Genomic DNA, 23,990 nt, shown 5'->3' with positions numbered 1-23,990 from the left:
CTGTCTCAGGCGGTTGTCGAAGACGCTCAGGGTTCGTGCCCTCCGGCAACAACCCGCCCCCCGGCGAACACCGGCTCGCAGTTCACTCGTGATCTTGGTCGGCTTCTGGGCCGGCGAGGACATCTCGACCGGGCCGAGCCCGACCCGTGGTCGACTCGGCCGGCAGCTTGGGCCGGGTGACGCCGAGGAACGGCGATTCGGACAGAACCCGGGTCTCGACGGCGTAGCGGTAGAAGCTGGAGCGGGTCGGCAGCTTGCGCTGGCACGGTGGCCGACTTCAACGGCCGGCCGCCCCGATACGGGTGTTCGCGCAGGTACAGGGCGTAGACGTCGGCGTGGTCGATCTTGGCCTGCAGGGGTTCGACGTCGAGCTGGCGGGCGAAGTTGAACCCCTCGGCCAGGGCCGCGGCCTAAACGGGGCGGGTGTTGCGGGAGACGCGAAGCAGGAACCGGGCCGCCAGCGCGGCCGTTGGATCGGCGGCGGCCAGGACGTCGGCGGAGATCCGCACCGGCAGCGCCGTCATGTACGGCGCCACGACCCTGCTGGCGGCCGCGGGCGACGGCTGGACCACCACCAGCTGGTCGACGACGCGTGCGAACTCGGCCGGCGTAGTGCTGTCGACCGGGCGCTGGCCGCCGGGGCCCCCGAGTCTGATCCATGACGGTCAAGCTAGGCGACGGTGGTGGTGGTCCAGGGTCGCCGAGCGGCGAACAGCGGTGTCCGGGCGTGCTGAGGCGTTGCGGCTGCCCACACTCTTGCTACGGACCGACCGGCCTGCTAGTACAGAAGCTGGTATCCGCCTCGCCTGTATCCGCGCAGGTTCGGACCATCATCGGGGGAATGAGCGCGCGGACGAGGACCACGACCCCGATGACGACCGCGACAGCGATGGCGACGCCGATGGCGGCTTTGGTTGCTGTTCGCATGGTGTCAATCCTATGAGCCGTACTGGGCCCGGAGGCCGTTCTGGTCGCCCCGCCCGAGTTGGCGCCAGGACCAGTTGCAGGTTCCGGCCAGGCCAGGGTTCATGACCTGGGGCTCCGATTCGTGGACGTGGTCGAGGCCGAGGGCGTGTCCGAACTCGTGGGTCGCGACACCTTGGAGGTCCCATTTGCCGCTGCATCCCGACGTCGTAGCGCCGGTCCACCAGGAGCGTCCGGTGAGGTCGAACTTGGTGTCGGAGTGGCGTATGTACACGGTGTACCAGGTGCAGTTGAGCGCGAGCCACTTTTCTTGGGGTCCGGTGAGGGCCCCCCAGCCTTGAGCGTTGAAGCCGCTGTAATTGTCGGGACAGCCGTTCGAGTTGACGTTGATGGCTCCGGTTGTTGTTCCGCCGTAGGGCGTGGTGGAGCCGTTGGAGAGGTTTCCGCACGTGCTGCTCAGGCCGCCGGCGATGGTGGCGCCGGCGGAGCTGATCCGGGTCCGGGCGAAGGTGTCTGGCTGTCCGGCGGAGTTGTAGTACCACTTGTACTCACCGCCGTTGCCCCACTTGGAAAAGCGGACGTACGGTGCGGCCGAGCTGCACTTGCTGACCGCCAGCGGCGCCGAGGGCTGGCTCTCCTCGGCGTTGCGCTGGTGTCTAGCGTTCAGGCTGGATCGTGCTTCCTGGGTGCTGCCGGCGTAGACGGAACTGCCCTCGCTGATCGCGACTCCACCCTCCTCCGACTGGAAGACCGTCACCGGATGGTCGACGATGCCGTCGTCGCGGATCCAACTGGCCACGACCGACACACCCTTCTCCGGAACGCCCATCGTGGCTCCGGAGCGGGTTCGGATCGTCAGCCCGGTCGGATCGCAGTCGGCGATGTCGGCCAGTTGGTCGTCGGCGATGTTCTCGGTCGGGCACGGCTCGGGCTTCATCGGGTCGTCAGCGTAAGCCGGGATGGCGAAGAAGCCGGTGATCAAGGCGGCTGCGGCGATCGCCACCAGCGGCAGTAGTCGGCGTTGTCTGGAGACAGGTGTCATCGGTCAAAGGCCTTCCCCCGCAGTCACCCGGCCAGGCGACCGCCGACCAGATCGACAACAAAATGAACTATCTGTTGTCGCGCCGGGCGGCCGGCTATCGACCTTGATCGCTGAACAGGGTCGTGATCATTTCCACGGCTGCCTGGAGATCGGCTGCGTCGAGGACCGCCGCCGATTCAGGCACTTCGAGCATCGGCCACCGAGCAGTGAACTCCACTCTCTCCGGGCGAGGTCTGAGGACGTAGGACACGCGCCAGAGACCGAACCCAGCGGCCACACCGCCGCCCCAGGCGCCGGCCGAGGACAGCCGGGATGGCGTTTCGCCCGTAGCGACGTCGAACTGCAGGCCGTCCAGCGCGGAACTGATCCCAGTTAAGGCCTCACCGTCTGAACGACCCGCAGCCCGACGAACGAGGGATAGGCACTCATGGGCGATCGATTCCACCTCGGCGAAGCCAGGGGCTACTCGAAGCTGGAGATCAAACGTCAGCGCGTCGCTGTAGGCCTCGATGTGAGTGATCACGACTGCCGCGCGCTCTGATTGAGCGACGATCAGGCTTCGACCGACCGGACCCGCCACCTCCGCTCCCGTCGGACGTTCGGTACTTCCTCCAGCACTGATCAGCTCACCCATTGCCTACTCCCGTCGTGCTGGCTGTCGATGAGTAGCACTTAGCCCTGAACTCCGCTGAGTACTTGGTGTTTCCAGCCGTACCGCCATCCTCGTGGATATCGCATCGGGTCGAAGGGCGATCCGGCGAACGAGGGCTGGACCCGGTCAGGCGTCGACGGCGTCCAGGGCGATGGCCGCGATCGTGCTCAGCTCCGGGCAGGTCCGGCCGGGGCGGCCGCCGATCACTGGGCTCGGCGGTTGATCACCGATCCGGATCCGGTAGCCGTCGTCGAGCTCGTGGTCGGGCCGGCAGGGCGGCGCCGCGGCCAGCACCTGCAGCACGGCCAGCAGTTCTGGGTCGAGCACGCTGGTGTCCGGCTTGGTGCCGCTGGAGAACAGGGTGGCCCGGTCACCTTCGAGCTCGATGCGCGTCGGCGTCGGCTGACCGGACTGCACGGCCTGGACCACGATCCGGGGCGGCCGCGGACCCTCCGGCAGCGGTTCCTCGAAGAAGCCCTTCCAGAACGGCTGGACGATCACGTCGAGCTCGTCCAGCGCCGGGGTCGGCACCAGGCCACAGGTGTCGGTCCCGGTCGCCACCAGTTCGCCCATCCGCAGCGTCGTCTGGAACGCGTCGGAGCACCGGGACTCGCTCCGGTCGTCCCGCAACCGCGCCACGTCGCGGCGCAGTCCCTCCGACTCCAGCAGGGTCCGCAGTCGGTCCAGAGTGGCCCGGCCGATCCGGCCGACGCGCGGATCGTCGGAGAGCACCAGGACGTCACCGTCGGCGGAGATCCGCAGCTCGCGGTAGATCCCGGCGATGCCGCCGGTGGTGGTGATGCTGAAGTCGGTGAACGGCACCAGCGGCACCGGCTCCGGCGGCAGCAACGCACAGCCGGCGACCGCCAGCAGCCCGGTCACCGCCAGCGCGACCCAGCGCCGCACTGTCCGCCGGATGATCGTCATCCCGCGAGTATCGCCCACCACCCGGCCATCCGATCGGTGCCGCGCGACCCGTCGCCGAGCCCGGTTGTCAGTGGCGCCCGGCATGCTGGTGCACGTTCGGGGCCTTCGGTGCGAGGTCGAGTCCCCGGGCCGCCGGTCCCGCCCGATTGCGGTCCGGCAGCTCCGTCAGGGAACGATCCGACAGACAAGGACCGATCATGATCACTCACATCAATCCGGCCAGCATCGCCCCGCAACCCTTCCTCAGCCCCGGCGTCTTGATCACCCAGCCCGAGCGGCTGCTGTTCGTCTCCGGTCAGGTCGGAGTCAGGGGCGACGGCACGATGGGCGAGGGCATCGCCGAGCAGACCACGATCGCGATCGGCAATCTGCAGGCCGTGCTGGACGAGGCCGGCCTGACGACCGAGCAGGTGATCAAATACACGATCTATCTGACCGACCCGGCCAACCTGGAGGGGTTCTTCCAGGCCGGCGGTGGCGCCGTGCCTCAGCCGGGCCCGGCGGCGACGCTGCTGATCGTCGGTCAGCTGGCCGACCCGCGGCTGCTGGTGGAGATCGAGGCCATCGCCGCCGGCTGACCCTTCTTGATCAGCTTCTCTCGGGCCGCCGCGCCGTGATCAAGGTCGTACGCGGTCAGGGCCGAAACCATTCGGACGCAGCGGTACGGAACCGGGCCGGGGTCAGCCGGCCGGCTCCCGACCGGATGCAGCCCAGGAGCGGGGCGCCGAGGCGGGCCAGGCGGTCACGGTTGTCGAGGTCGATCGGGGTCGGGGTCGGCGGCCAGCTGCCGATCACCAGCCCGGCGACGGTGGCGCCGCGGTGGCGCAAGGCCTCGAGGGTGAGCGCTGTGTGGTTCAGCGTGCCGAGCCCGCTGCGACAGACCACGATCACCCCGGCGGCCGGCCCGATGGAGCGGGCGAGGTCGGCGATCGTCGTGCCCGCGTGATCGAGCTCGACCAGGACTCCGCCCGCACCCTCGATCACCAGGTGCCGGTGGCTCCGCCGGAGTTCGGTGATCCGGTCCCGGTGATCTTGCAGCGTGGGCAGGGATCGGCCCTCCCGTTCCGCCGCGGCCAGGGGCGCCATCGGGTCGCGCAGGCCGATGCCCTGCCGCCAGGTCGCTCCGGACAACCTGGCGGCCCGGACCGCGTCCGGCTCCTCGTCGAGATCCCCGGCCTGGACCGGCTTGTAGCCGGCGACCGACCGGCCCTCGGCCAGCAGCACGGCGGCCAGCGCCGCCGCGGTGATCGTCTTCCCCACGCCGGTGTCGGTGCCGGTGATCAGCGAGACCGGCGGCCAACGGGTGATCATCCGGCCCGGACCAGGACCGTGCGCGGGGTCTGGAAGCAGAGCAGCCTGATCCAGTCGGGTTCGGGTCCGGCGAGCTCCAGGCCGGGCAGCTCGCGGGCGGCGGTGTGCAGCACCAGGGTCGTCTCCAGCTCGGCCAGGGTCGCCCCCAGACAACGGTGGACGCCGTAGCCGAACGCCAGACCATGATCATCGCCGGTCAGCCGGAGCAACAGCTCGGTGCCCCGGACGACCGGCCGGCCCGCGATCGTGCCGTCCTGGCCGGCGATCCGGCGCCAGGCCGGCACCGACGACTCGGTGGCGAGCAACCGCCGGACGAAGTGGCCGGCGCGGTCCCGATCGGCGAGCTCCGCCCAGCAACCGGTGCGGGTGATCGCTCGCAGCAGCCCGATGTTGATCAACTGGACGGTCGTCTCCTGGCCGGCGATGATCAAGAAGAAGCCGAGCGAGCAGCGCTGGCGCAGCGACAATCCGGCCGCCCGGAGCGCACCGAACAGCCCGTCCGCCGGCCCCTCGCAGGCCAGGACCTGAGCGTGCAGCCAGCGGTAGAAGGTCGCCACCGAGTGGGCCAACTGCAGCTGCCGGTCGCCGTCCGGCGCGCCCCAGAACAGTTCCAGGGAGTCCCGGCTCCAGGGTTGCAGCACCTCCGGCGGCGGCAGCGTCACCCCGATCAGCTCGCCCAGCACGGCCGCCGGCACCTGCCGGGACAGCTCGGTGGCCAGATCCACCGGACCGGCTCCGAGACCGGCCCGGATCCGCTCGGTCGCCGCGATCGTACGAGCGACGATGGCCGGCTCCGTCGCCGCCGACCGGCCCGGCGAGAAGAAGCGGGCCACGACCCGCCGGGTCCGGGCATGCAGCTCCCCGGACGCCGACGCCAACACCGGGGGCAGCGAGACCCCCGCGCCGGCCAGCACGTCCAGGGCGGCCCGGCTCAGCGGCTGGGCCGCGGTCAGCGCGTTCGCCGGTGGGAAGTCGGCCACCCGGCCGAACACCTCCCGGACGGCGGCGGGATCCTCGACCTGCTGATAGTCCGTCCCGCCGAATCGCACCGGGCACCCGGTCATTCCGCTCCCGCCAGCAGGGCCGGCACGCGCCGGGCCACCCCGAGGGCCATCGCCGGATCAAGATCGGCCCGGGCGGTGAGCCGGATCCGGGAGATGCCGTCGGGCACGCTCGGCGGCCGGAAACAACCGACCAGGACGCCTTCGGTGGTCAGCTGCCGGGCGACGCTCTCGGCCGCCCCGGCGCTCCCGGCCGGCAGCGACTGCACCGCTCCGGCCGCGACCGGCCGGCCCCAACCGGCGGCGATCGCCTCCGCCACGGCCCGCAGGGCGGCGACCCGCTCCGGCTCCGAGCGGACGATCCGGCACGCCTCGGCGGCGGCCGCAGCCGCCGCCGGAGCGAGACCGGTGTCGAAGACGAAGGTCCGCGCGGTGTTGATCAAGTGCTCCCGGAGCCGGTCGGAGCCCAGCACCACCCCGCCCTGCGCGCCGAGCGCCTTGGACAGCGACGCGGTGACCAGCACGTGACCGACCCCGGCCAGCCCGGCGGCCCACACCGAGCCGTGGCCGGCTCCGGTCACCCCGAGACCGTGCGCCTCATCCACCACCAGGGTCGCGTCCCGGTCCGCGCACAGCTCCGCCAGCCGGGGCAGGTCGGCCGCGTCACCGAGCACCGAGTAGACGGACTCGACGACGACCACGACCCGGCGGTCGGCGGCGCCCAGCAGCTCGGCCAGCGCGGCCAGATCGTTGTGCGGCCAGAAACGCACGACCGCGCCAGACAGCCGGGCACCGTCGATCAGCGAAGCATGCGCGTGCGCGTCCAGCGCGATCATGGTGCCCGGCCCGCCGATCGATCCGAGCAAGCCGAGGTTGGCCGCGTAGCCGCTGGCGAAGACCAGCGCCGCCGGCTGACCGGTCAACGCCGCCAGCTCGTCCTCGAGCTCTCGGTGCACCGGCACCGTCCCGGTGACGACCCGGGAAGCGCCGGCGCCGGTGCCGTACCGCTGCAGCGCCGTCACCGCCGCCGCGACCAGCCGCGGGTCCCGGATCAGGCCGAGATAGTCGTTGGAGGCCAGGTCGATCCCGGCCGGGCGCGGCTCGGCCGTCCTGATCATCCGATGCCGGGCCCGGCCCCGGGCCGCCGTCGCGAGCCGTGCTTCGAGCCCGTTCACCGCCCGTGCACCCGGTCCACCGCGGCCACCATGGCGGCGCCGATCCGGGCCACGTCGTCGGCTTCGGTGACGTACGGCGGCATCGCGTAGACCAGGTTGCGGAAGGGCCGCAGCCAGACGCCGAGATCGAGGGCCGCCCGCGTCACTGCGGGCACGTCGACCGGGCCGGTCAACTCGATCACGCCGACCGCGCCCAGCGCCCGTACGTCCCGGACGCAGGTCAGCGCCCGCGCCGGTTCGAGCGCCGTCGCGAACCCGGCACCGATGCCTTCCACCAGGTCCCGGACCGGCATCGACTCGAGCAGCCCCAGGGAGGCGTCGGCCACGGAGCAGGCCAGCGGATTGGCCATGAAGGTCGGGCCGTGCAGCAGCGCCCGCTGCGGCGAACGGGTCACCGCCTCGGCCACCCGCGGGTGGCACAGCACGGCGGCCAGCGACAGGTAGCCGCCGGTCAGAGCCTTGCCGACGCAGGCGACGTCCGGCGCGATCCCGGCCCAGTCCACCGCAAACAGCGGCCCGGTCCGGCTGAACCCGGTGGCGATCTCGTCGGTGATCAACAACAGATCATGATCATCGGCGATCCGTCGCAACGCGGCCAGGCAGCGCGGCGGGTAGGCGTGCATGCCGCCGGCGTTCTGCAGCACGGGTTCCACCATGATCGCGGCCAGCCGATCCGCGGCCTCGGCGATGATCAACTCGACCTCGGCGATCCAGCGGTCCACGGCCGCCGGGTCCGTCTCACCGGCGATCCGCCCCGCGACCAGGGCCGCGGCCGGCGGTTGCGGCAGGAAGACCTGCTCCGGCAGCAATCGGGGAAAGACCGCGTGCATCCCGCTGTCCGGGTCGCCCAGGCTCATCGCCGCGGCCGTGTCACCGTGATAGGCCCCGCGCAGCGCGGCCAGCCGCTGCCGTCCCGGTCGTCCGGCCGCCGCCTGATACTGCAGCGCCAGCTTGATCGCGACCTCGACCGCGACCGAGCCGGAGTCGGCGAAGAAGACGTGCCGCAGCCCGGCCGGCGCCACCCGGACCAGGCGTTCGGCGAGCCGGACCGCCGGCTCGTGAGTCAGCCCGCCGAACATGACGTGACTGAACCGGCCCACCTGTTCGGTCGCCGCCCGGTCCAGGACCGGATTCCGGTAGCCGTGCACAGCGGTCCACCACGAACTCATCGCGTCGATCGCCGTGTGGCGCCGGCCGTCCGGCCCGGTCAGCCCGAGCCGGACTCCCTCGGCCCGGGTCACCGCATAGGGGGCCGGTCCGTCCAGCGGCGCGTACGGATGCCAGAGCAGGCCGCGATCCCGCTCGATCAGATCGCCGCCGATCTCGGCCGGATCCGGCTCCGCAGCGGGTCCGGTCTCCGCGTTCGGCGCGATCAGCGTCCCCGCCCCGCGCCGCCGCGGGACCACCGTCGGCACCCGTACCGGCTCCGGAGCCGGATCGGCCCCGGCCTTCAACACCTCGAACCCGGCGTCGGCGATCAGCTCCAGGTCGGCCTGCGCGGCCTGCCCCTCGCTGGTCAGGTAGTCACCGAGGAACAGGGAGTTGGCCAGGTGCAACGCCAGCGGCTGCAGTGTCCGCAGGTGCAGTTCCCGACCCCCGGCCAGCCGTACCTCCGACCGCGGGCAGGCGAAGCGGACCAGAGCGAGGATCCGCAGGCAGTGCTCCGGTGACAGCAGGTTGACCCCGGCCAGCGGCGTGCCTTCGAACGGGATCAGGAAGTTGACCGCGATCGAGTCACTGCCCAGCTCCCGCAGCGCGAACACCGCGGCCACGAGTTCGCGGTCGCTCTCCCCCATCCCGACGATCAGGCCGGAACACGGGGACAGGCCGGCGCCGCGGGCCTTCTCGACGGTGGCCACCCGGTCGGCGTACTCGTGGGTCGTGCAGATCTCGGTGTAGCGGGATTCGCTGGTGTTGAGGTTGTGGTTGTAGGCGTCCACGCCGGCCTCGCGGAGCCGTTCCGCCTGACCGTCGCGGAGCAGGCCGAGGCAGGCGCAGACCTCGACCTCGGGATGCTCCCGCTTGAGGTTGCCGACGACGTCGGCGATCCGGTCCAGGTCGCGCGTCGCCGGGCCTCGGCCGCTGGCGACCAGGCAGACGCGGGACGCACCGCCGCGCACCCCGGCCGTGGCCTGCGCGACGGCCTCGTCGGTGCTCAGCCAGGAGTACTTCAGGATCTCCGCTGCCGAGCCGAGCCGCTGGGAGCAGTACCCACAGTCCTCGGGGCAGAGCCCGGACTTGAGGTTGACCAGGTAGTTCACCTTCACGGTGGTCCCGAACGCGGCCCGCCGGAGCCGACCGCCGGCGGCCACCAGGTCGAGCAGCAGGTGGCCCGGGGTAGCCAGCAGAGCGAGCCCTTGGTCCTCGGTGAGGACGCCACCGGCCAGTTGCCGGTCGGCCAGGGCAGTCAACTCAACAGCGCTCTTGAACACTGTTCAAGAGTAGCATCGCCGCCGAGATCGAGACGGGAGCACGGGTGGCACTGAACCGAGACCAGATCCTCGACTGCGGCTTCCGGCTGCTCCGCGAGCACGGCCTGGCGACGCTGTCGATGCGCCGGCTGGCCACCGATCTCGGCGTCGCCCCCGGCGCGCTCTACTGGCATGTGCCGAGCAAGCAGGAACTCCTGGCCGACCTGGCCGAGCGGATCATCGCCCCACTGAGCCCGGCGCCGGCCGATCCGATCGAAGCCGCGATCGACCTCCGAGCGGCCCTGCTCGCCGTTCGCGACGGCGCCGAAGTCGTCTCCTTCGCGCTCGCCCTCCGTCCCGACGGCCTGCGTCCGCTGCGAAAGCTGTACGAGAGCTTCGGCAGCGGGCTGTCGTCGGACCAGGCCCGCTGGGCGGGAAGAACCCTGGTGCTCTACGTGCTCGGCTCCGTCGCCGAGGAGCAGAACCGGAGCGAACTCGAACGCGCCGGCCACCTGCCCCGCGGCGCCGAGCGGGAGGAGCAGGTGCCCGACGACTTCCGGTTCGGGATCGAGGTCATCGTCGGCGGCACGGCCCGTCGCGCCCATGCCTGACGATGTCTCGTGAATGAACTGCATGGCTGGTGCCCTTCGGGAGTGCCTGTTCGAGACGGCGCTCCCGGCAACTCCCACCCCGACCGGATCAGCCCCCGGCGCCGAGGAGGGCGAGCAGGTCACGCCGCTCACCGATGGCGGTCACCGAGGCGTGCTCGAGCACCCCGTCCGGGCCGACGATGAACGTACCCCTGAGGGCGCAGCCCCGCTCGGGGTCGAAGACACCGTAGTCGCCGGCGATCCGGCCGTGCGGCCACCAGTCGGTGAGCAGGTCGAACGGGAGCCGTTCGGCATCGGAGTAGGCCCGGAGCGAAAACATCGGGTCGCAGGAGACGGCCAGCACCTCGAGGTCGAGAGCGGCCAGCCTCGGCTGGGCATCGCGGAGCTCGGTCAACTCCGACGTACAGATCGAGGAGAAGGCCCAGGGGTAGAAGATCAGAGCCACCCGCCGGCCATGCATCGCGGACAGCCGCAGATCCTGTCCGTGCTGATTACGGGTGACGAATTCCGGCGCCCGATCGCCGGTGCGAAGCGGTGCTACGCCGTCACCGCCGCCCGCTCTTGGGCCGCACCAGCTTGTTGGCGGCCCAGTCGGAGGACACCGACACCCCGATCGTGACCGACAGCCCGGCTGAGACCGCGGCCTCGGCGACATCGGTCGGATCGACGAAACCCTCGCGGCCGACCTTGGGGGTCATCAGCCAGACGTAACCGTCCTCGGCCAGGTCGGTCAACGCGTCGACCAGACCGTCCGCAAGATCACCGTCGCTGTCCCGCCACCACATCAGGACGACCTCGGCGGCTTCCATGACTTCTTCGAACAACTCGCCGTCGATCGAGTCCTCGACCATGACTCGGACATTCTCGTCGGCATCCTCGTCCCAGCCGAGTTCCTGCACGACCTGCCCGCTGGTCAGACCCAGCTTGTTGTCCCCGGGACCTTCGGCCTCGGGCCTTGACGAACTCACTCCCCTGCCTCCACTCGAGTTCCCCTCCCCCGGACCCACCCGCTGGCACGCGGACGAACCCGAGGGAACTAATACGTGGCGCCCAGCCTGCCAGAGCCGTACGTCCTGGGGGAACCCTGGACACGCCCCGGCGAGTCTCGCACAAATTCTCGCATCTGCCCGACGATCGTGCACGAGCTAGGCCCAGGAGGTAGGACGTCTCCCGGGGGAGCCTCGCTCGATTCGTCCGCCGGGACGCGGTTGAGACTTCCTTCCGCCGGAGTGACAGGATTGGGTGTATCCGTGAGTGCAGGGTCCCGGCACACCCCGCCGGGAGTTGATGAAGAGGAGCCTTCAATGGCCAAGCCCGGACCTCGACCGGCTATCACCGCCGAGGGTTTGCCGTCGCAGATCCCCGATATCGATCCCGAGGAAACGAGCGAATGGCTGGAGTCGCTGGACGGCCTGCTGGATGAACAGGGCAAGCACCGCGCCCGGTTCATCATGCTGAAGCTGCTCGAGCGGGCCCGGGAGCGTCAGATCGGGCTGCCGGCGTTGCGCAGCAGCGACTACATCAACACGATCCCGCCGGAGTCGGAGCCGTGGTTCCCCGGCGACGAGCACGTCGAGCGCCGGATCCGCGCCTTCATCCGGTGGAACGCCGCGATCATGGTCAGCAAGGCCAACCGGAAGGGGCTCGAGGTCGGCGGCCACATCGCCACCTATCAGAGCGCCGCCAGCCTGTATGAGGTCGGCTTCAACCACTTCTTCCGCGGCAAGGACCACCCGGGCGGCGGCGACCACATCTTCATCCAGGGTCACGCCTCGCCCGGCATTTATGCCCGCGCCTATCTCGAGGGCCGGCTCACCACCGATCATCTGGACGGCTTCCGACAGGAGGTGTCCCGCGGCCAGGGCAACGGCCTGTCCTCCTACCCGCACCCGCGGTTGATGCCCCAGTTCTGGGAGTTCCCGACGGTCTCGATGGGCCTCACCGGCATCAATTCGATCTATCAGGCCCGGTTCAACCGCTATCTGCTCAACCGGAGCATCGTCGACACGGCCGACAAGCAGGTCTGGGCGTTCCTCGGCGACGGCGAGATGGGCGAGCCCGAATCCCTCGGCGCGATCGGCCTGGCCGCGCGGGAGGAGCTGGACAACCTCACCTGGGTGATCAACTGCAACCTGCAGCAACTGGACGGCCCGGTCCGCGGCAATGGCAAGATCGTCCAGGAGCTGGAGTCGATCTTCCTCGGCGCCGGCTGGCACGTGATCAAGGTGCTCTGGGGCCGGGACTGGGATCCGCTACTGGCGGCCGATCGCGACGGCGTGCTGGTGAACAAGATGAACACCACGCCGGACGGCCAGTTCCAGACCTACTCGGTGGAGAACGGCGGCTACATCCGGGAGAACTTCTTCGGCGGCGACCCGCGGCTGCAGAAGCTGGTCTCGGGTCTCTCCGATGATGATCTTCGCCATCTGTCCCGCGGCGGCCACGACTACCGCAAGGTGTACGCGGCGTTCAAGGCGGCGACCGAGCACGTCGGGCAGCCGACCGTGATCTTGGCCCAGACGGTGAAGGGGTGGACGATCGACGCGCTCGAGGCGCGCAACGCCACCCATCAGATGAAGAAGCTGACCACCGACGATCTGAAGGCGTTCCGCGACCGGCTCTACCTGCCGATCGCCGATGATCAACTCGCCGACGCCTACAACCCGCCGTATTTCCACCCGGGCACGGATTCCGACGAGTACGAGTACCTGCAGGAGCGGCGCAAGGCGCTCGGCGGCTATCTGCCGGAGCGGCGGGTCAAGCCGACGATCGTCAAGCTGCCCGGTGACGAGATCTACGCCCCGCTGATGGAGTCGGCCGGCGAGAAGGCCAAGGTCGCGACCACTCAGGCCTTCGTCCGGCTGCTCCGGGATCTGATGCGCGATCCCGAGATCGGCCGCCGGATCGTGCCGATCGCGCCGGACGAGTTCCGCACCTTCGGCATGGATTCGATGTTCCCGACGGCCAAGATCTATTCGCCGCACGGGATGACGTACGACTCGGTCGACCGCAAGCTTCTGCTGTCGTACAAGGAATCCACCGAGGGCCAGCTGCTGCACGAGGGCATCTCCGAGGCCGGCGCGATGGGCTCGACGATCGCGGCCGGCTCGGCGTACTCGATGCACGGCGAGCCGATGATCCCGTTCTACATCTTCTATTCGATGTTCGGGTTCCAGCGCACCGGCGACTCCATCTGGGCGATGGCCGACCAGCTGGCCCGCGGGTTCCTGATCGGCGCGACGGCCGGTCGGACCACGCTGACCGGCGAGGGGCTGCAGCACGCCGACGGGCACTCCCCGCTGTTGGCCAGCTCCAACCCGGCGGTGGTGCACTACGACCCGGCGTTCGGCTTCGAGGTGGCCCACATCGTCAAGGAGGGGCTGCGCCGGATGTACGGCTTCGGCACCGACGATGATCACCCCGAGGGCGAGAACCTGATCTACTACATCACCGTCTACAACGAGCCGGTGCACCAGCCAGGCGCGCCGGCCGAGCTCGACGTGGACGGTCTGCTCAAGGGTCTCTACCACTACACCGCTTCGCCCAACCAGGACGAGAACGCATCCCGGGCGCAGATCCTGGCCTCCGGTGTCGCGATGCCGAATGCGCTGGCCGCGCAAAAGATCTTGGCCGAGGACTGGGGCGTGTCGGCCGACGTCTGGTCGGTCACCTCGTGGAACGAGCTGCGCCGGGACGCGGTCGAGGTGGAGAAGTACAACCTCAACCATCCCGACGAGGACCGGCACTGGCCCTACGTCACCCAGGCGCTGCACGGCCGGCAGGGTCCGGTGATCGCGGTCAGCGACTACATGCGCGCGGTGCAGGACCAGATCGCCCCTTGGGTGCAGCACACCTGGTGCTCGCTCGGCACCGACGGGTTCGGTTTCGCCGACACCCGGGCCGCGGCGCGACGCTACTTCCAGGTCGACGCCCAGGCCATCGTCGTCGCCACCCTGCAGACCCTGGCCCGGGAAGGCAAGTACGACCGCCACGCCGCCGCCGAGGCCTACCGCCAGTACGAGCTGGGCGACCCGACCGCCGTAGCCGGCGTGGCCCAAGAGGGCGCCGGCGCCTGACCCAACCCCGAGTTGTCAGACTCTCACCATGCCCTGGCGTGGTGAGAGTCTGACAACTCGGGGGTTTCAGGGGCGGCGGGGGCAGATCAGGAGGTCGTCGATCTTCCGGGCGTCGGTGCAGGCGTAGCGGGTGGTGATCAGGCGTTGCACCTGGTCCGGCTGTTTGGGCAGCTGGAACCAGCCGCCGTCGATCAGCAGGAACCGCGGCGCCGGGTCGTCCAGACAGGCGAGGTTCTCGGCGTAGCTGGTGGTGTCGACGACCGACGGGTTGTAGCGGGCGCGCTGCAGCCAGACGGCTGCCGGATAGTCGCAGGGCGTCGGGTTGCGGACGAAATAGTTGACGTCGCCGAAGGCGAGATAGAGCACCGGGGTGTCGACGCCGATCAACCGGCGCACCTGCCGGGCCGACTCCTGGCGCTGATCGGACGCCTCGGCGGTGTAGATGTTGACCAGCCCGGTCTGCGGCAGCTCACTCAGCGGGGCCGTGCCGGTCGGCCCCGGCGCGACGATGCCGATCATGCTCGCGCAGCAGACGGCGGCCGCCGCGGTCACCGCCATCTTCGGCGCCGGGCCGGACGCTCGGCCGGGCCGGCGCACGATCAGAACGGCGATGATCATGGCCGCGATCAGGCCGGTCACGAACGCGGCCGGATGATCAACCCGCCAGGGTGCCGGCAGCCGGATGATCACCGCGGTCGTGAGCCCGGCCAGTGCGGTGCCGATCACCAACCGGGCCGCCGTCCGCCGGTCGGCCCGGACGACGGCCAGCACCAGCACGGCGGCCGTGATCACCGGGAACGCGACGAAGTGATAGATGAAGAACTGCTGTTGGACGACCGCGGGCAGCGACGCGAGCAGCAGCACCACGGCCGCGACCGCACCGTGGCCGAGCCTGACCCGCGCCGGCCGGCCGGCGATCAGCACCGATAGCGCGGCCGGGAGCATGATCGTCACCGGCCAGGCCAGCAGCGCGCAGCCCAGCCCGAGCAAGGCCCGCCAGACCGGTTCGGTGTTGGGCGGCTGCAGGGCCGAGAGCTCGGCCAGCCACCGCAACTCACGCGGCCAGAGCCAGGCCGTCAGCCCGATCCCGGCGATCCCGGCGGCCCCGGCCGCCAACGTCGCGGCGATCGCCCGGCGCCGGTGCAGGACGGTGATCAGCACCAGCCCGATCAACGCGATCGGCAGCGTGACGAACTTGATCGACGCCGCGGCGGCCAGCAGCACGCCGGCGCCGACCGCCGCCGGCAGCCAGGTCCGGCGATCGTCGCGGCCGAGCAGCCCGACCGACACGGCGAGCGCGGTCAGCAGCAGCGCAAGCCAGTCCGGCTCCCAGACCGAGACCGCGCCCTGCAAGCCGATGCAGCCGCCGACCGCGATTGCCAGCGGCCGCGTGGTCGCGGTCGGCAGACCGCGATCGGTCAACGCGCGGTGCAGCAGCAGGGCGGCGAGCACGCAGAGCAGCAGCGCGGAGGCCTGCATTGCCAGCTCGAAGCCGCGGCTGCTCTCGCCCAACAGCCGGGCCGGGGCGAAGACGGCCGACATGATCAGCCGGTACGCCAGCGGGCGATGGGTGAACGTGTCGGCCACCGGCCGGGGTGACGTCTGCTCGACGCCGGCCTCGAATCGGACGTCGCCGTTCAGCGGCAGCAGCAGCGCACATCCGGCCGCGACCAAGATCATCGCCGTCATGATCATGGTCGGCAGCACGGCCCGGACCGACCGGCGCTCCTGATCAAGGACGGGCCGGGGCGCGCCGTCGACCGTCGCGGACATCGTCACCCCTGAAGCTCTCTGAGGCGAGCGGCCGGTGCCGCTCGCGTACCCAGCAGAGGGGTCGGAGATGTCGGGAAGGTGACGAACAGGCCAGCAACAGCTGACAGAAACCCGGTCAGTCGTCGACGGCCAGCCGGGCCAACGTCAGCAGCGACTCCTCGATCAGCCGCCGTTGATCATCGAGCCGACGGGCCTCCCGCTCGGGCAGCTCGACGGTGACTTCGATCTCGGTGCCGCTGCCGTCCTCGCGGAGCCGCCAGACGAAGATCAGCTCCGAGACCAGGCAGGAGATGGTGACCCGGCCGGGCGTCGCGTCCAGCCGCTGCTCCATCGGGAAGTCGGGATAGCCGGCCGGCCACATCGTGTACGCCGAAGAGTCCGGGTCGGCCGTGCGCACCGCGACGGTCTCGACGCCCTGCCACCAGTCGGGGAACCGGGTCGGGTCGTGCAGCAGCTTCCACACCGCCTCGACCGGACCGGCGCTGCGACGGTTCAGCGTGAACGACGGCATCGGACTCACCGCACCGACTCGACGGCGGCCGCGGCATCGACCCGGGCGCTCAGTTCCGCGATCCGCTCCAGCTCGCGTCCCGGCTCGACCAGACCGATGATCGGCGGCCGGCCCAGGTCGACCAGGCTGGCCAGATAGCCGTCGCCCGCTTCGCCCGCGGCGGCTCCGGCGACCCGCTGCCAGGCCGCCGCCGACTCCGCCAGCCGCCGCTGGGCCAGGCCGAAGCTGCCCCGGGCCTGGGCGATCAGGGCCTGCACCCAGGCCACCCGCGGCACCAGCGCCCAGGCCTGATCGGCCCGGCCGACCGACTCCTGCAGGGCGGCGCGGAGCTGGGCGGTGGCCTCCTCCGGTCGGCCGGCCAGCGCGAGCGCCTCGGCCCGGACCAGACCGGCGGTCACCCGGCTGACTTCGGCGCCCGCCGCCAGGCCACGGCCGATCAGCTCCGCCGCCTCGCCGTACCGTCCGGCGCGCAGCGCCAGCAGGCCGCGGTCGTGGGTCGCGGTGGCAGCCAGCACCGGATCGTCGATCCGGTCGGCCCAGTCCTGCACCTCGTCCGCGGCGCGCGCGGCCTCGTCGTGCCGGCCCAGCCGGGCCAGGATCTGCGCCTTGGCCGCGAGCGTCTTCAGCGCCAGACCGGTCACCGCCGCACTCGCCTCGTAGGCCCGGTCGATCATCACCAGCGCCGGCTCGTCCCGCCCGTCGCAGAGCAGGGCACAGGCGGCGTTGACGAACACGGTGTACGCCCGGTCCGGGGCGGCCTCGACCCGGCGGACGACGGGATCGTTCGGGTCGGCGATCAATGCCGCCGCCTCGGCGAACCGAGCCTGCCGGATCAGTGCCTGCATCCTGATCTCCAGCACGTCTGCGCTCAGCGTGGAGCGCAGGTCGGTCAGCGCCGAAGCCTCGGCCAGCAGCCGTTCGCTGTCGGTGCCGGGGCCGGCGACGGCGTCGCCCCAGGCCAGGCCGACCAGCACCTCGGCCAGCACGGCCGGATCAGGGTCGGCGGTGAGCAGGGAGCGGGCCGTGCGATAGGCCCGCAGTGACTCCGCCGGATGGCAGCTGACGGTCCGGAACTGCCGGCCGCGCCGACACCACGCCGCCGGCAGCGCCGCTGCGGGCAGCCGAACCAGGGCCTCGGACCAGGCGAGCTCCAGCTCCGGTTGCCGGTGCGCCCAGGCGTAGACCTCCGCCAGCTCGAGCCAGAGCCCGCCGTCCGCCGGATCGACCGCCACGGCCCGCCGGAGCAGCTCGGCCGCCTCGTCCAGCGCTCCCACGGATCGCGCCCGGGCGGCCGCGGCGGCCAGCTCGCGACCCGACTCCCGACCCCGGCCGGCCAGGGCCAGGTGATGGGCCCGCTCGACGTGCTCGGTCGGCTCGATCCCGTCGGCGAGCCGGTCATGCAGGCCGGCCGGGTCGGCCAGGTCGGCGTAGACCGCCGCCCGCAGCAGTTCGTGGCGGAAGCCGAGCCGCCCGTCCCGGCGGGTCAACAGCCCCTCCGAGCCGGCCACCGCGTCGGCCGGGACCGGGACCGGCAGCCGAGCCAGCTCGCCGGGCCACAGCGGCCGGCCCGCCGCGGCCACCAGCTCGACCAGCGCGACGGTCGCGGCCGGCAGCCGGCTCATCGTCGCGGCGACGGCCGCGCGGAGGTTGGGCGGCGGGCCCTCGCCGCCGGCGACGATGGTCCGGGCGGCCTCGACCGCGAGCAGCGGGTTGCCCTCGGCCGCGCCGATCACCTTGGCCAGCCGGCCGGCGTCGAGATCATGCAGGGCGCGGGTCAGGGCGGCCACGTCCCGGTCGCTGATCGGCGGCATCGCGAGCGTGCTCACCGGGACCCCGTGCCCGCTCAGGTCGGCGATCAGCTGGTCGACCTCCGGCCGTCGCGCGCCGTCCCGCCGGGCGAGCAGCAGCAGCGCGGGCAGTTGCGGCAGCCGACGGCCGACGTACGCCGCCAGCCGCAGACTCGCCCGGTCCGCACGCTGGGCGTCGTCGACGGCCAGCAGCGTCGGCCGCTCCAGACACGACCACTCGACCAGCCGCAGCAGCGCCTCGGACACCCGGAGCCGTTCGAGTTCCGGGGCGGTGGCCGGCGCGGGCGGGTGCGGGTGGCCGAGCCGGGCGCCGAGCCCGGGCGACAGCCGGTTCAGCTCCTCCGGCCAGGTCGCCGCGGCCGGCACCTGCCGGACGCCGCCGACCAGGGACCGGGCCAGCTCGAGCCAGGCGGCGAACGGCGTCTCCCCGGCCACGTCGATCGCGGCCGCGACCGCGGTGTGACCACCCTGATCGGCGACCCGGCGGGCCAGCTCTGCCAGCAGCGTGGTCTTGCCGATCCCGGCCTCGCCGGCCAGCACGACCACCTGCCCGCGCCCGTTCGCCGCCTCCCGCCAGCGCTCGGCCAGCCAGGCCAGTTCCGCCGACCGGCCGAAGATCTGGATCCGTCGGCTCGTTCCCCGGCCACCGTCGGTCCGCGCGTGCACGGCCCGGGTCGCGGGCGAGGGCCGTACGCCCAACTCCTCCCGTAGCCGCCGCGCGAACTCCCGGGTCACCAGCACCGCCTCGGCCCGCTCACCGGCCCGCAACAACCGCTCCACCAGCGCCCGGTGGGCCGACTCGTCGTGCGGGCGCAGGGCGGCCAGCTGCCGCGACCAGCCGACCGCGTCGGTCCCGGCGCCGGCCGTCTCGGCCCGGTCGGCCAGCTCGACCAGGCGCCGGGCCCGGCGATCGACCAGCTCGGCCCGGGCCCGGAACACCCAGTCGTCGGCCAGCTCCGGCAGCAGCTCGTCCGGGGCCCGGTCGGGTGACGGCTCGTCGTCGACATCGACCGCCACGTCGACCAGCGCCAGCGTGGTCCGGGTCGTCTCGAGCACCGCGGCGGCATCGCCCCACGCCGTGTGGACGGCCCAGACGGCGGTGCGCAGATTGGCCCGGGCCCGGTCCGCGCCGGCGTCCGGCCACAGCCCGGCGGCCACCGCGGCCCGGGCGTTTCGTCCGGGGTGCAGCGCCAGCCAGGCGATCAGCGCCCGGGCCCGTTCGCTGCTCGGCAGGGCGAGCGGGATCCCCGCCAGATCGGCGGCCATCGGCCCGCAGATCCGCAAGCGGAGCATCTCACCAGGGTAAGTCCCGGCTCCTGGCGTTGACGCTGTTTTGACGGTGAATCGACGGCCGGCCGGGCACGCTCGGCGACATCCGGTCCGCGCCCGGCGGATCGAGGAGAGGAGAGCCTCATGTCCACCACCATCGCGGGCCCCGGCGCCGTCGACACCGATCGGCTGAACGCCCTGCTCGGCCTCATGATCGGCGACCTCGGGGCGACCTTCAACGCCGGCCTGGTGGTCCTCGGCGACCGGCTCGGGCTTTACCGGGCGATGGCCGACGGCGTCCCGGTGACGGTCGAGGAACTGGCCCGGCGGACCGGCACCTCCGCCATCTATCTGCGGCCCTGGCTGTCCGGCCAGGCCGCCGGCGGCTACGTCCAGTACGACCCGGCGGCCGGCACCTGGTCGCTCACCCCCGAGCAGTCGTTCGTCCTGGCCCAGCCGGAGAGTCCGGCGTTCTTCGCCGCGTCGATGCAGCTGGCCCTGGCCACCCTGCGCGACGTGGACCAGATCGAGGAGTGCTTCCGTACCGAAGCAGGTTTCGGCTGGCACGAACACGATCCGGAACTGTTCGAGGGCACCGAGCGCTTCTTCCGCCCCGGCTATGTCGAGAGCCTGGTCGGCACCTGGCTGCCGGCGCTGGACAGCGTCGTCGCCAAGCTCGAGGCCGGCGGCCGGGTCGTCGACGTCGGTTGCGGCCACGGCTCCTCCACCGTGCTGATGGCCCAGGCCTTCGACCGGTCGACCTTCCTCGGCGTGGACTATCACGAGGCCTCGATCACGGTCGCTCGCCGCCGGGCCGCGGCCGCCGGTCTCGACGGCCGGGTCACGTTCGAGGTGGCCGACGCGTCCTCGCTGCCACCGGGATCGGCCGACCTGGTGACGATGTTCGACTGCCTGCACGACCTGGGTGATCCGGCGGCCGCCGCCCGCGCCGCCCGCGGGCTGCTCGGCGCCGACGGCACGCTGATGGTCGTCGAGCCGATGGCCGGCGACCGGATCGAGGACAATCTCCATCCGCTCGGCCGGGTGTTCTACGGCGCCTCGACCATGATCTGCACGCCCTGCTCACTGCAGCAGGAAGGGCGACGGGCACTCGGCACGCAGGCCGGCCCGGCGGTCCTCAGCTCGGTGCTCCGCGACGCCGGCTTCGGCCGGGTCCGGGTCGCCGCCACCAGTCCGGTCAACCTCGTCCTCGAGGCCAGACCTTGATCAACTTCACTCGGCTCCGACCAACGGCAGCCACCATCGATCCAAGGAGATCATCATGACCACCACAACCACCGGCGCCGGCGTGGACGGCACCGCCCTCATCGCGGCCACCACCCGGCGCGATGCCGCCACCCTCACCGCGTTCTACGCCGGCGACGCCGTGATCAATGTCGTCGACCGCGATCATCCACCGGCATCGCCGCTGGTGCTGATTGGCACCGAGGAGATCGGTGCCTACTTCCGCGACATCTGTGGCCGCGACATCGTGCACACGGTGCCGCAGCTGGTCGCCGACGCCAACGGCGTCGCCTTCGAGCAGCACTGCCGCTATCCCGAGGGCAACAGCGTCACCTGTCTGGCCGTCTCCACGGTCCGCGACGGCAAGATCATCCGGCAGACGATCGCCCAGGCCTGGGACTGATCGCATCCGTCCGGAATCCTTCAGATGAACGGAAGGTGACCATCAGATGGTCGACAGCTGACGAACGAACCCGAGCCCGAAATCGGTGGACCGACGGCCCATCCGGGACTGGTACGGTCTTGCCCGTGGCAAATCTGGTCCGCACTCTGGCGCGCAACAAACTGGTCCAGAAAATCACCAAGAACGAGCGGATCCGAGGCAATCGCCACTACCAGGCGCTCCGGTTCAGCATCGTCCGGAAGCCACTGAATCACCACGGCAGCCGGGTCCCGATCGCGCTCCGGATCAAGGTCGGCTCCAAGATCGACATCGGGCCCGGCGCGGACGACTTCTTCGCCGGGCTCCGGGGCGTGGTCTGGGCCGATCCGCTCCGGATCTCCCGCTGGGATCACATCGCCGTCTGGCGGGTCAACAAGGACACCGACGCCACCGCCCTGGCCAACGAGCTCGGCCGCCGGGTCTTCCCGTCGAAGAACCGCGACCTGGTCTGCGTGATCGACGAGCGCAATCCGCAGCTCACCTCGGCGCACGACCTGCTCACGCTGCTGTCCCGGACCCGGATCCAACCGACCGTCGATCAGTTCACCGAGCAGCGCAACCTGGTCGTCGTGCTCGACCCGCCGACCCGGACGTCGTTGTCGGTGGCCTCGACCTGGGGCCGGACCCGGACCGTCGCGGTGCTGACCCGGCCCAGCCCGTTCCCACCGTCCTGTTTCGCCGAGGTCGACGCCCTGTTGATCGCCGACGGGGTCGACCCGGAGCCGTACGCGGACCTGCGGATTCCCTTCACCACAACGTTTTCCGAGCCCGATGAGGCACTGGCCCAGATCAAGGCGCTGGTCAGCGGGTCGCTGGAACGACCGCCCGGCTATCACTTCGCGATCTTGGGCGACATCGACGAACTGCCGGCCGGAGTCGACTCCGAGATCGACATCGTCTGCGTCATTCCGGAGGAGTTGGACGCCAGCGTGCTGTCCAGCTTCGCCGAATACCTCGACGCGTTGATCGACCTGTCACTGGTGATCGCCGTCCATTCCCGTTTCCTCTACAGCCACGAGACTCTGATCCGCGCCGAGCAGCCGGCCGTCCTGCTGCAACGGTTGATCGAACGTGGCGCGCGGCTGCGGATCCAGTCGCCCTCGCCGACGCCTTCTTGGAGACCGCGATGAAGATCGTTCACCTGTCCGGCTCGGCGCTGGCCGGGGCGCCCGGCATGCTGGCCCGCGCCCAGAATCAGTTGTACGGCTACGATGCCGTCCATTTCCGGACCGGTGATCTTGGTCATTTCCGCGACCTGATGTCGGTCAACTGCATCCCGGTCCGACCCAACGCGCTCGATGCCGAGCTGGTCCGGCAGCACGTCACCGAGGCCGACGTGATCCACGTCCACAACCTGGTCGCCCCGTTCGCGTTGGCCTGGCTCGCGTCGATCGACGGGATCAACGAACGCACGCTGATCTATCAGGTGCACTCACCGACCCGGGAACGCCCGATCTATCAGGATCTGTCGGCCTCGCTCGGCCTGCAGTGGCGGGCCCGGCTGGCGGTGTCGCAGATCCATCCGCGGCTGTTCCCGACCATGACGCCGGTGCCGAACTGTCTGTACCGGGACTGGCTCACGCCGCAGCGCCGATCCCGGCCGCGGTTCGACGGTCCGGTCCGGGTGGTCTTCTCGCCGTCGACGCCGTCCCGGGCCCGATGGAGCAGCAAGACCTCGCCGGTCTTCGATGCGCTGCTGGAGGCGCTCGCCGTCAACCGGCGGTTCGAGCTGGTCCGGGTCACCGACGTCTCTCCGGAGCGGCTGTCGGCGACCCGGACGGTGGCCGACGTCAGCATCGACGAGATCCTCACCGGGGGTTTCCACCTGGTGTCCTATGAGGGCATGGCGGCCGGCAACGTCGTCGTCAACGGCGCCGACCAGCTGTCGCTGGCGGCCTTCGCGATGGGGTTCCAGACCAACGAGCCGCCGCCGTTCCTGCGCACCGATGTGGACGAGTTCGCCGAGCAACTGGGCCGGCTCGCCTCCGATCGCCGGCTGCTGGCGGACTGGATGGACGCGTCGCACGACTACTACTGGCGGGTGATGTCGGCCGAGCGGGTGGTCGGCATCTACGACGAGATCTATCGCGGCGGGAAGGTGGAGCATGGCGAGCGGGCTGACGCGGTTGCGTGATCATCTCGCCGGGGCGTCGATCGATCTGGTCGGCAACGGACCGTCCGCGAGCGACTGGCGGCCGCGGCCGTCGGTCCGGGTGGTGACGGTCAACGCCGGCCTGAAGTTGATGGCCGAGCACGACGCGATGGCCGACCTGTGCTGGATCCAGGACGAGCGCTTCATCGCGACCAAGCCCGACGCCCTGCTGCCGTACCTGTGCCGGACCAGGTTCTTCGCCGCCAACGCCGACATCGCCCACCAGGCCGGGATCGTCGACGACCGGTTGATCGCGATCCGGATGCTCGACTACGAGACCTTCTCCCGGGATCCGCGGATCGGCCTGGGGCACGGCTACAACGTGATCTTCGGCGCCCTGCAGATCCTGCGCTGGTGCGGGGTCCGGCGGATCGACGTGTACGGGGTCGGGCTGCGCTACTGGTCCACCGACACCCGATTCGATCAACGGGTCCGCGGCTTCGACGTCGACCTGCACCGCTCCGGTGATCAGGTCCGGCTGGTCCGGAAGGCCCTGGACATCGTCGCGGCCGACGGCATCGAGGTCGAGATCCACGGCCCCTCCGCCCTCTCGGTCGCCCGCACCGCCACCGCCTGAACCCCCCGACTTGTCAGACTCTCACCACGCTATGACGTGGTGAGACTCTGACAAGTCGGGGGGTTCGTGAGCTTTGGGTCCTT

At 71.0% G+C, this 23,990-nt stretch carries 20 protein-coding genes and 1 pseudogene; 8 read left to right on the top strand and 13 right to left on the bottom strand.

What is annotated here, in order from left to right; genetic code table 11:
• Positions 1-937 precede the first annotated feature (937 nt).
• From FNH24_RS22775 to FNH24_RS22765, 3 genes are all read right to left on the bottom strand, one after another.
• On the bottom strand, positions 938-1,966 hold the full coding sequence (locus FNH24_RS22775) for a matrixin family metalloprotease (protein ID WP_152364539.1): 1,029 nt from the start codon (positions 1,964-1,966) through the stop codon (positions 938-940).
• Between the two features lie 94 nt (positions 1,967-2,060).
• Complete coding sequence (locus FNH24_RS22770; protein ID WP_152364538.1) at positions 2,061-2,600, bottom strand: hypothetical protein; 540 nt, start codon at positions 2,598-2,600, stop codon at positions 2,061-2,063.
• A gap of 144 nt (positions 2,601-2,744) precedes the next feature.
• On the bottom strand, positions 2,745-3,545 hold the full coding sequence (locus FNH24_RS22765) for a hypothetical protein (protein ID WP_152364537.1): 801 nt from the start codon (positions 3,543-3,545) through the stop codon (positions 2,745-2,747).
• Positions 3,546-3,742: 197 nt separating this feature from the next.
• Between FNH24_RS22765 and FNH24_RS22760 the strand changes: the two genes are divergently transcribed.
• Complete coding sequence (locus tag FNH24_RS22760; RefSeq protein ID WP_152364536.1) at positions 3,743-4,123, top strand: RidA family protein; 381 nt, start codon at positions 3,743-3,745, stop codon at positions 4,121-4,123.
• A 55-nt stretch (positions 4,124-4,178) separates the two neighbouring features.
• Here the strand turns inward: FNH24_RS22760 and bioD are convergent, their stop codons facing one another.
• From bioD to bioB, 5 genes and pseudogenes are all read right to left on the bottom strand, one after another.
• Positions 4,179-4,856 (bottom strand): dethiobiotin synthase, encoded by a 678-nt coding sequence (bioD, locus tag FNH24_RS22755; protein ID WP_152364535.1) that lies wholly within the window; start codon positions 4,854-4,856, stop codon positions 4,179-4,181.
• On the bottom strand, positions 4,853-5,920 hold the full coding sequence (locus FNH24_RS22750) for a cytochrome P450 (RefSeq protein ID WP_152364534.1): 1,068 nt from the start codon (positions 5,918-5,920) through the stop codon (positions 4,853-4,855). Before FNH24_RS22750 ends, bioD begins: the two co-directional genes overlap by 4 nt.
• Positions 5,917-7,032, bottom strand: a complete 1,116-nt coding sequence (locus FNH24_RS22745) for an aminotransferase class I/II-fold pyridoxal phosphate-dependent enzyme (protein ID WP_217428443.1) — start codon at positions 7,030-7,032, stop codon at positions 5,917-5,919. The genes FNH24_RS22750 and FNH24_RS22745 overlap by 4 nt, the downstream gene beginning before the upstream one ends.
• Positions 7,029-8,321, bottom strand: coding sequence for an adenosylmethionine--8-amino-7-oxononanoate transaminase (locus FNH24_RS32700; protein ID WP_425486907.1), 1,293 nt, complete (start codon positions 8,319-8,321; stop codon positions 7,029-7,031). Before FNH24_RS32700 ends, FNH24_RS22745 begins: the two co-directional genes overlap by 4 nt.
• A gap of 228 nt (positions 8,322-8,549) precedes the next feature.
• A pseudogene (gene bioB / locus FNH24_RS32695) lies at positions 8,550-9,344 on the bottom strand (biotin synthase BioB); the annotation flags it as partial.
• 164 nt (positions 9,345-9,508) lie between these two features.
• On the opposite strand from bioB, the gene FNH24_RS22730 reads away from it, so the two are divergent.
• Positions 9,509-10,054 (top strand): TetR family transcriptional regulator, encoded by a 546-nt coding sequence (locus tag FNH24_RS22730; protein WP_152364533.1) that lies wholly within the window; start codon positions 9,509-9,511, stop codon positions 10,052-10,054.
• Positions 10,055-10,142: 88 nt separating this feature from the next.
• Here FNH24_RS22730 and FNH24_RS22725 read toward each other — a convergent pair whose 3' ends face one another.
• Complete coding sequence (locus FNH24_RS22725) at positions 10,143-10,709, bottom strand: peroxiredoxin (RefSeq protein ID WP_152364532.1); 567 nt, start codon at positions 10,707-10,709, stop codon at positions 10,143-10,145.
• A complete protein-coding gene (locus FNH24_RS22720) occupies positions 10,600-11,022 on the bottom strand; it encodes a DUF3052 domain-containing protein (protein ID WP_152364531.1) in 423 nt (140 codons plus the stop codon). Before FNH24_RS22720 ends, FNH24_RS22725 begins: the two co-directional genes overlap by 110 nt.
• Before the next feature lie 336 nt (positions 11,023-11,358).
• Between FNH24_RS22720 and aceE the strand changes: the two genes are divergently transcribed.
• Positions 11,359-14,130 carry a pyruvate dehydrogenase (acetyl-transferring), homodimeric type gene (gene aceE, locus FNH24_RS22715; protein WP_152364530.1) on the top strand — a complete coding sequence of 924 codons (2,772 nt, stop codon included), beginning with the start codon at positions 11,359-11,361 and terminating at the stop codon, positions 14,128-14,130.
• Positions 14,131-14,196: 66 nt separating this feature from the next.
• Here aceE and FNH24_RS22710 read toward each other — a convergent pair whose 3' ends face one another.
• The 3 genes from FNH24_RS22710 to FNH24_RS32485 form a co-directional block, all read right to left on the bottom strand.
• Positions 14,197-15,903 (bottom strand): hypothetical protein, encoded by a 1,707-nt coding sequence (locus FNH24_RS22710; protein WP_152364529.1) that lies wholly within the window; start codon positions 15,901-15,903, stop codon positions 14,197-14,199.
• A 115-nt stretch (positions 15,904-16,018) separates the two neighbouring features.
• Positions 16,019-16,414 (bottom strand): SRPBCC family protein, encoded by a 396-nt coding sequence (locus FNH24_RS22705; protein ID WP_152365033.1) that lies wholly within the window; start codon positions 16,412-16,414, stop codon positions 16,019-16,021.
• A 5-nt stretch (positions 16,415-16,419) separates the two neighbouring features.
• Positions 16,420-19,515, bottom strand: coding sequence for an ATP-binding protein (locus FNH24_RS32485; RefSeq protein WP_152364528.1), 3,096 nt, complete (start codon positions 19,513-19,515; stop codon positions 16,420-16,422).
• Between the two features lie 120 nt (positions 19,516-19,635).
• On the opposite strand from FNH24_RS32485, the gene FNH24_RS22695 reads away from it, so the two are divergent.
• From FNH24_RS22695 to FNH24_RS22675, 5 genes are all read left to right on the top strand, one after another.
• Positions 19,636-20,718, top strand: coding sequence for a class I SAM-dependent methyltransferase (locus tag FNH24_RS22695; protein WP_152364527.1), 1,083 nt, complete (start codon positions 19,636-19,638; stop codon positions 20,716-20,718).
• 55 nt (positions 20,719-20,773) lie between these two features.
• Positions 20,774-21,139 (top strand): nuclear transport factor 2 family protein, encoded by a 366-nt coding sequence (locus FNH24_RS22690; protein WP_152364526.1) that lies wholly within the window; start codon positions 20,774-20,776, stop codon positions 21,137-21,139.
• A gap of 125 nt (positions 21,140-21,264) precedes the next feature.
• A complete protein-coding gene (locus FNH24_RS22685; RefSeq protein ID WP_152364525.1) occupies positions 21,265-22,308 on the top strand; it encodes a hypothetical protein in 1,044 nt (347 codons plus the stop codon).
• Positions 22,305-23,312 carry a glycosyltransferase family protein gene (locus tag FNH24_RS22680; protein WP_152364524.1) on the top strand — a complete coding sequence of 336 codons (1,008 nt, stop codon included), beginning with the start codon at positions 22,305-22,307 and terminating at the stop codon, positions 23,310-23,312. Before FNH24_RS22685 ends, FNH24_RS22680 begins: the two co-directional genes overlap by 4 nt.
• The gene (locus FNH24_RS22675; protein WP_152364523.1) at positions 23,284-23,907 is read left to right on the top strand and encodes a hypothetical protein; all 624 of its coding nucleotides are present in this window, start codon (positions 23,284-23,286) and stop codon (positions 23,905-23,907) included. Before FNH24_RS22680 ends, FNH24_RS22675 begins: the two co-directional genes overlap by 29 nt.
• Positions 23,908-23,990: the final 83 nt, after the last annotated feature.

Source organism: Microlunatus speluncae (genome assembly GCF_009299835.1).
GTDB classification, from domain to species: Bacteria; Actinomycetota; Actinomycetes; order Propionibacteriales; family Propionibacteriaceae; genus Microlunatus; species Microlunatus speluncae.
This window is presented reverse-complemented; position numbering and strand designations above follow the sequence as displayed.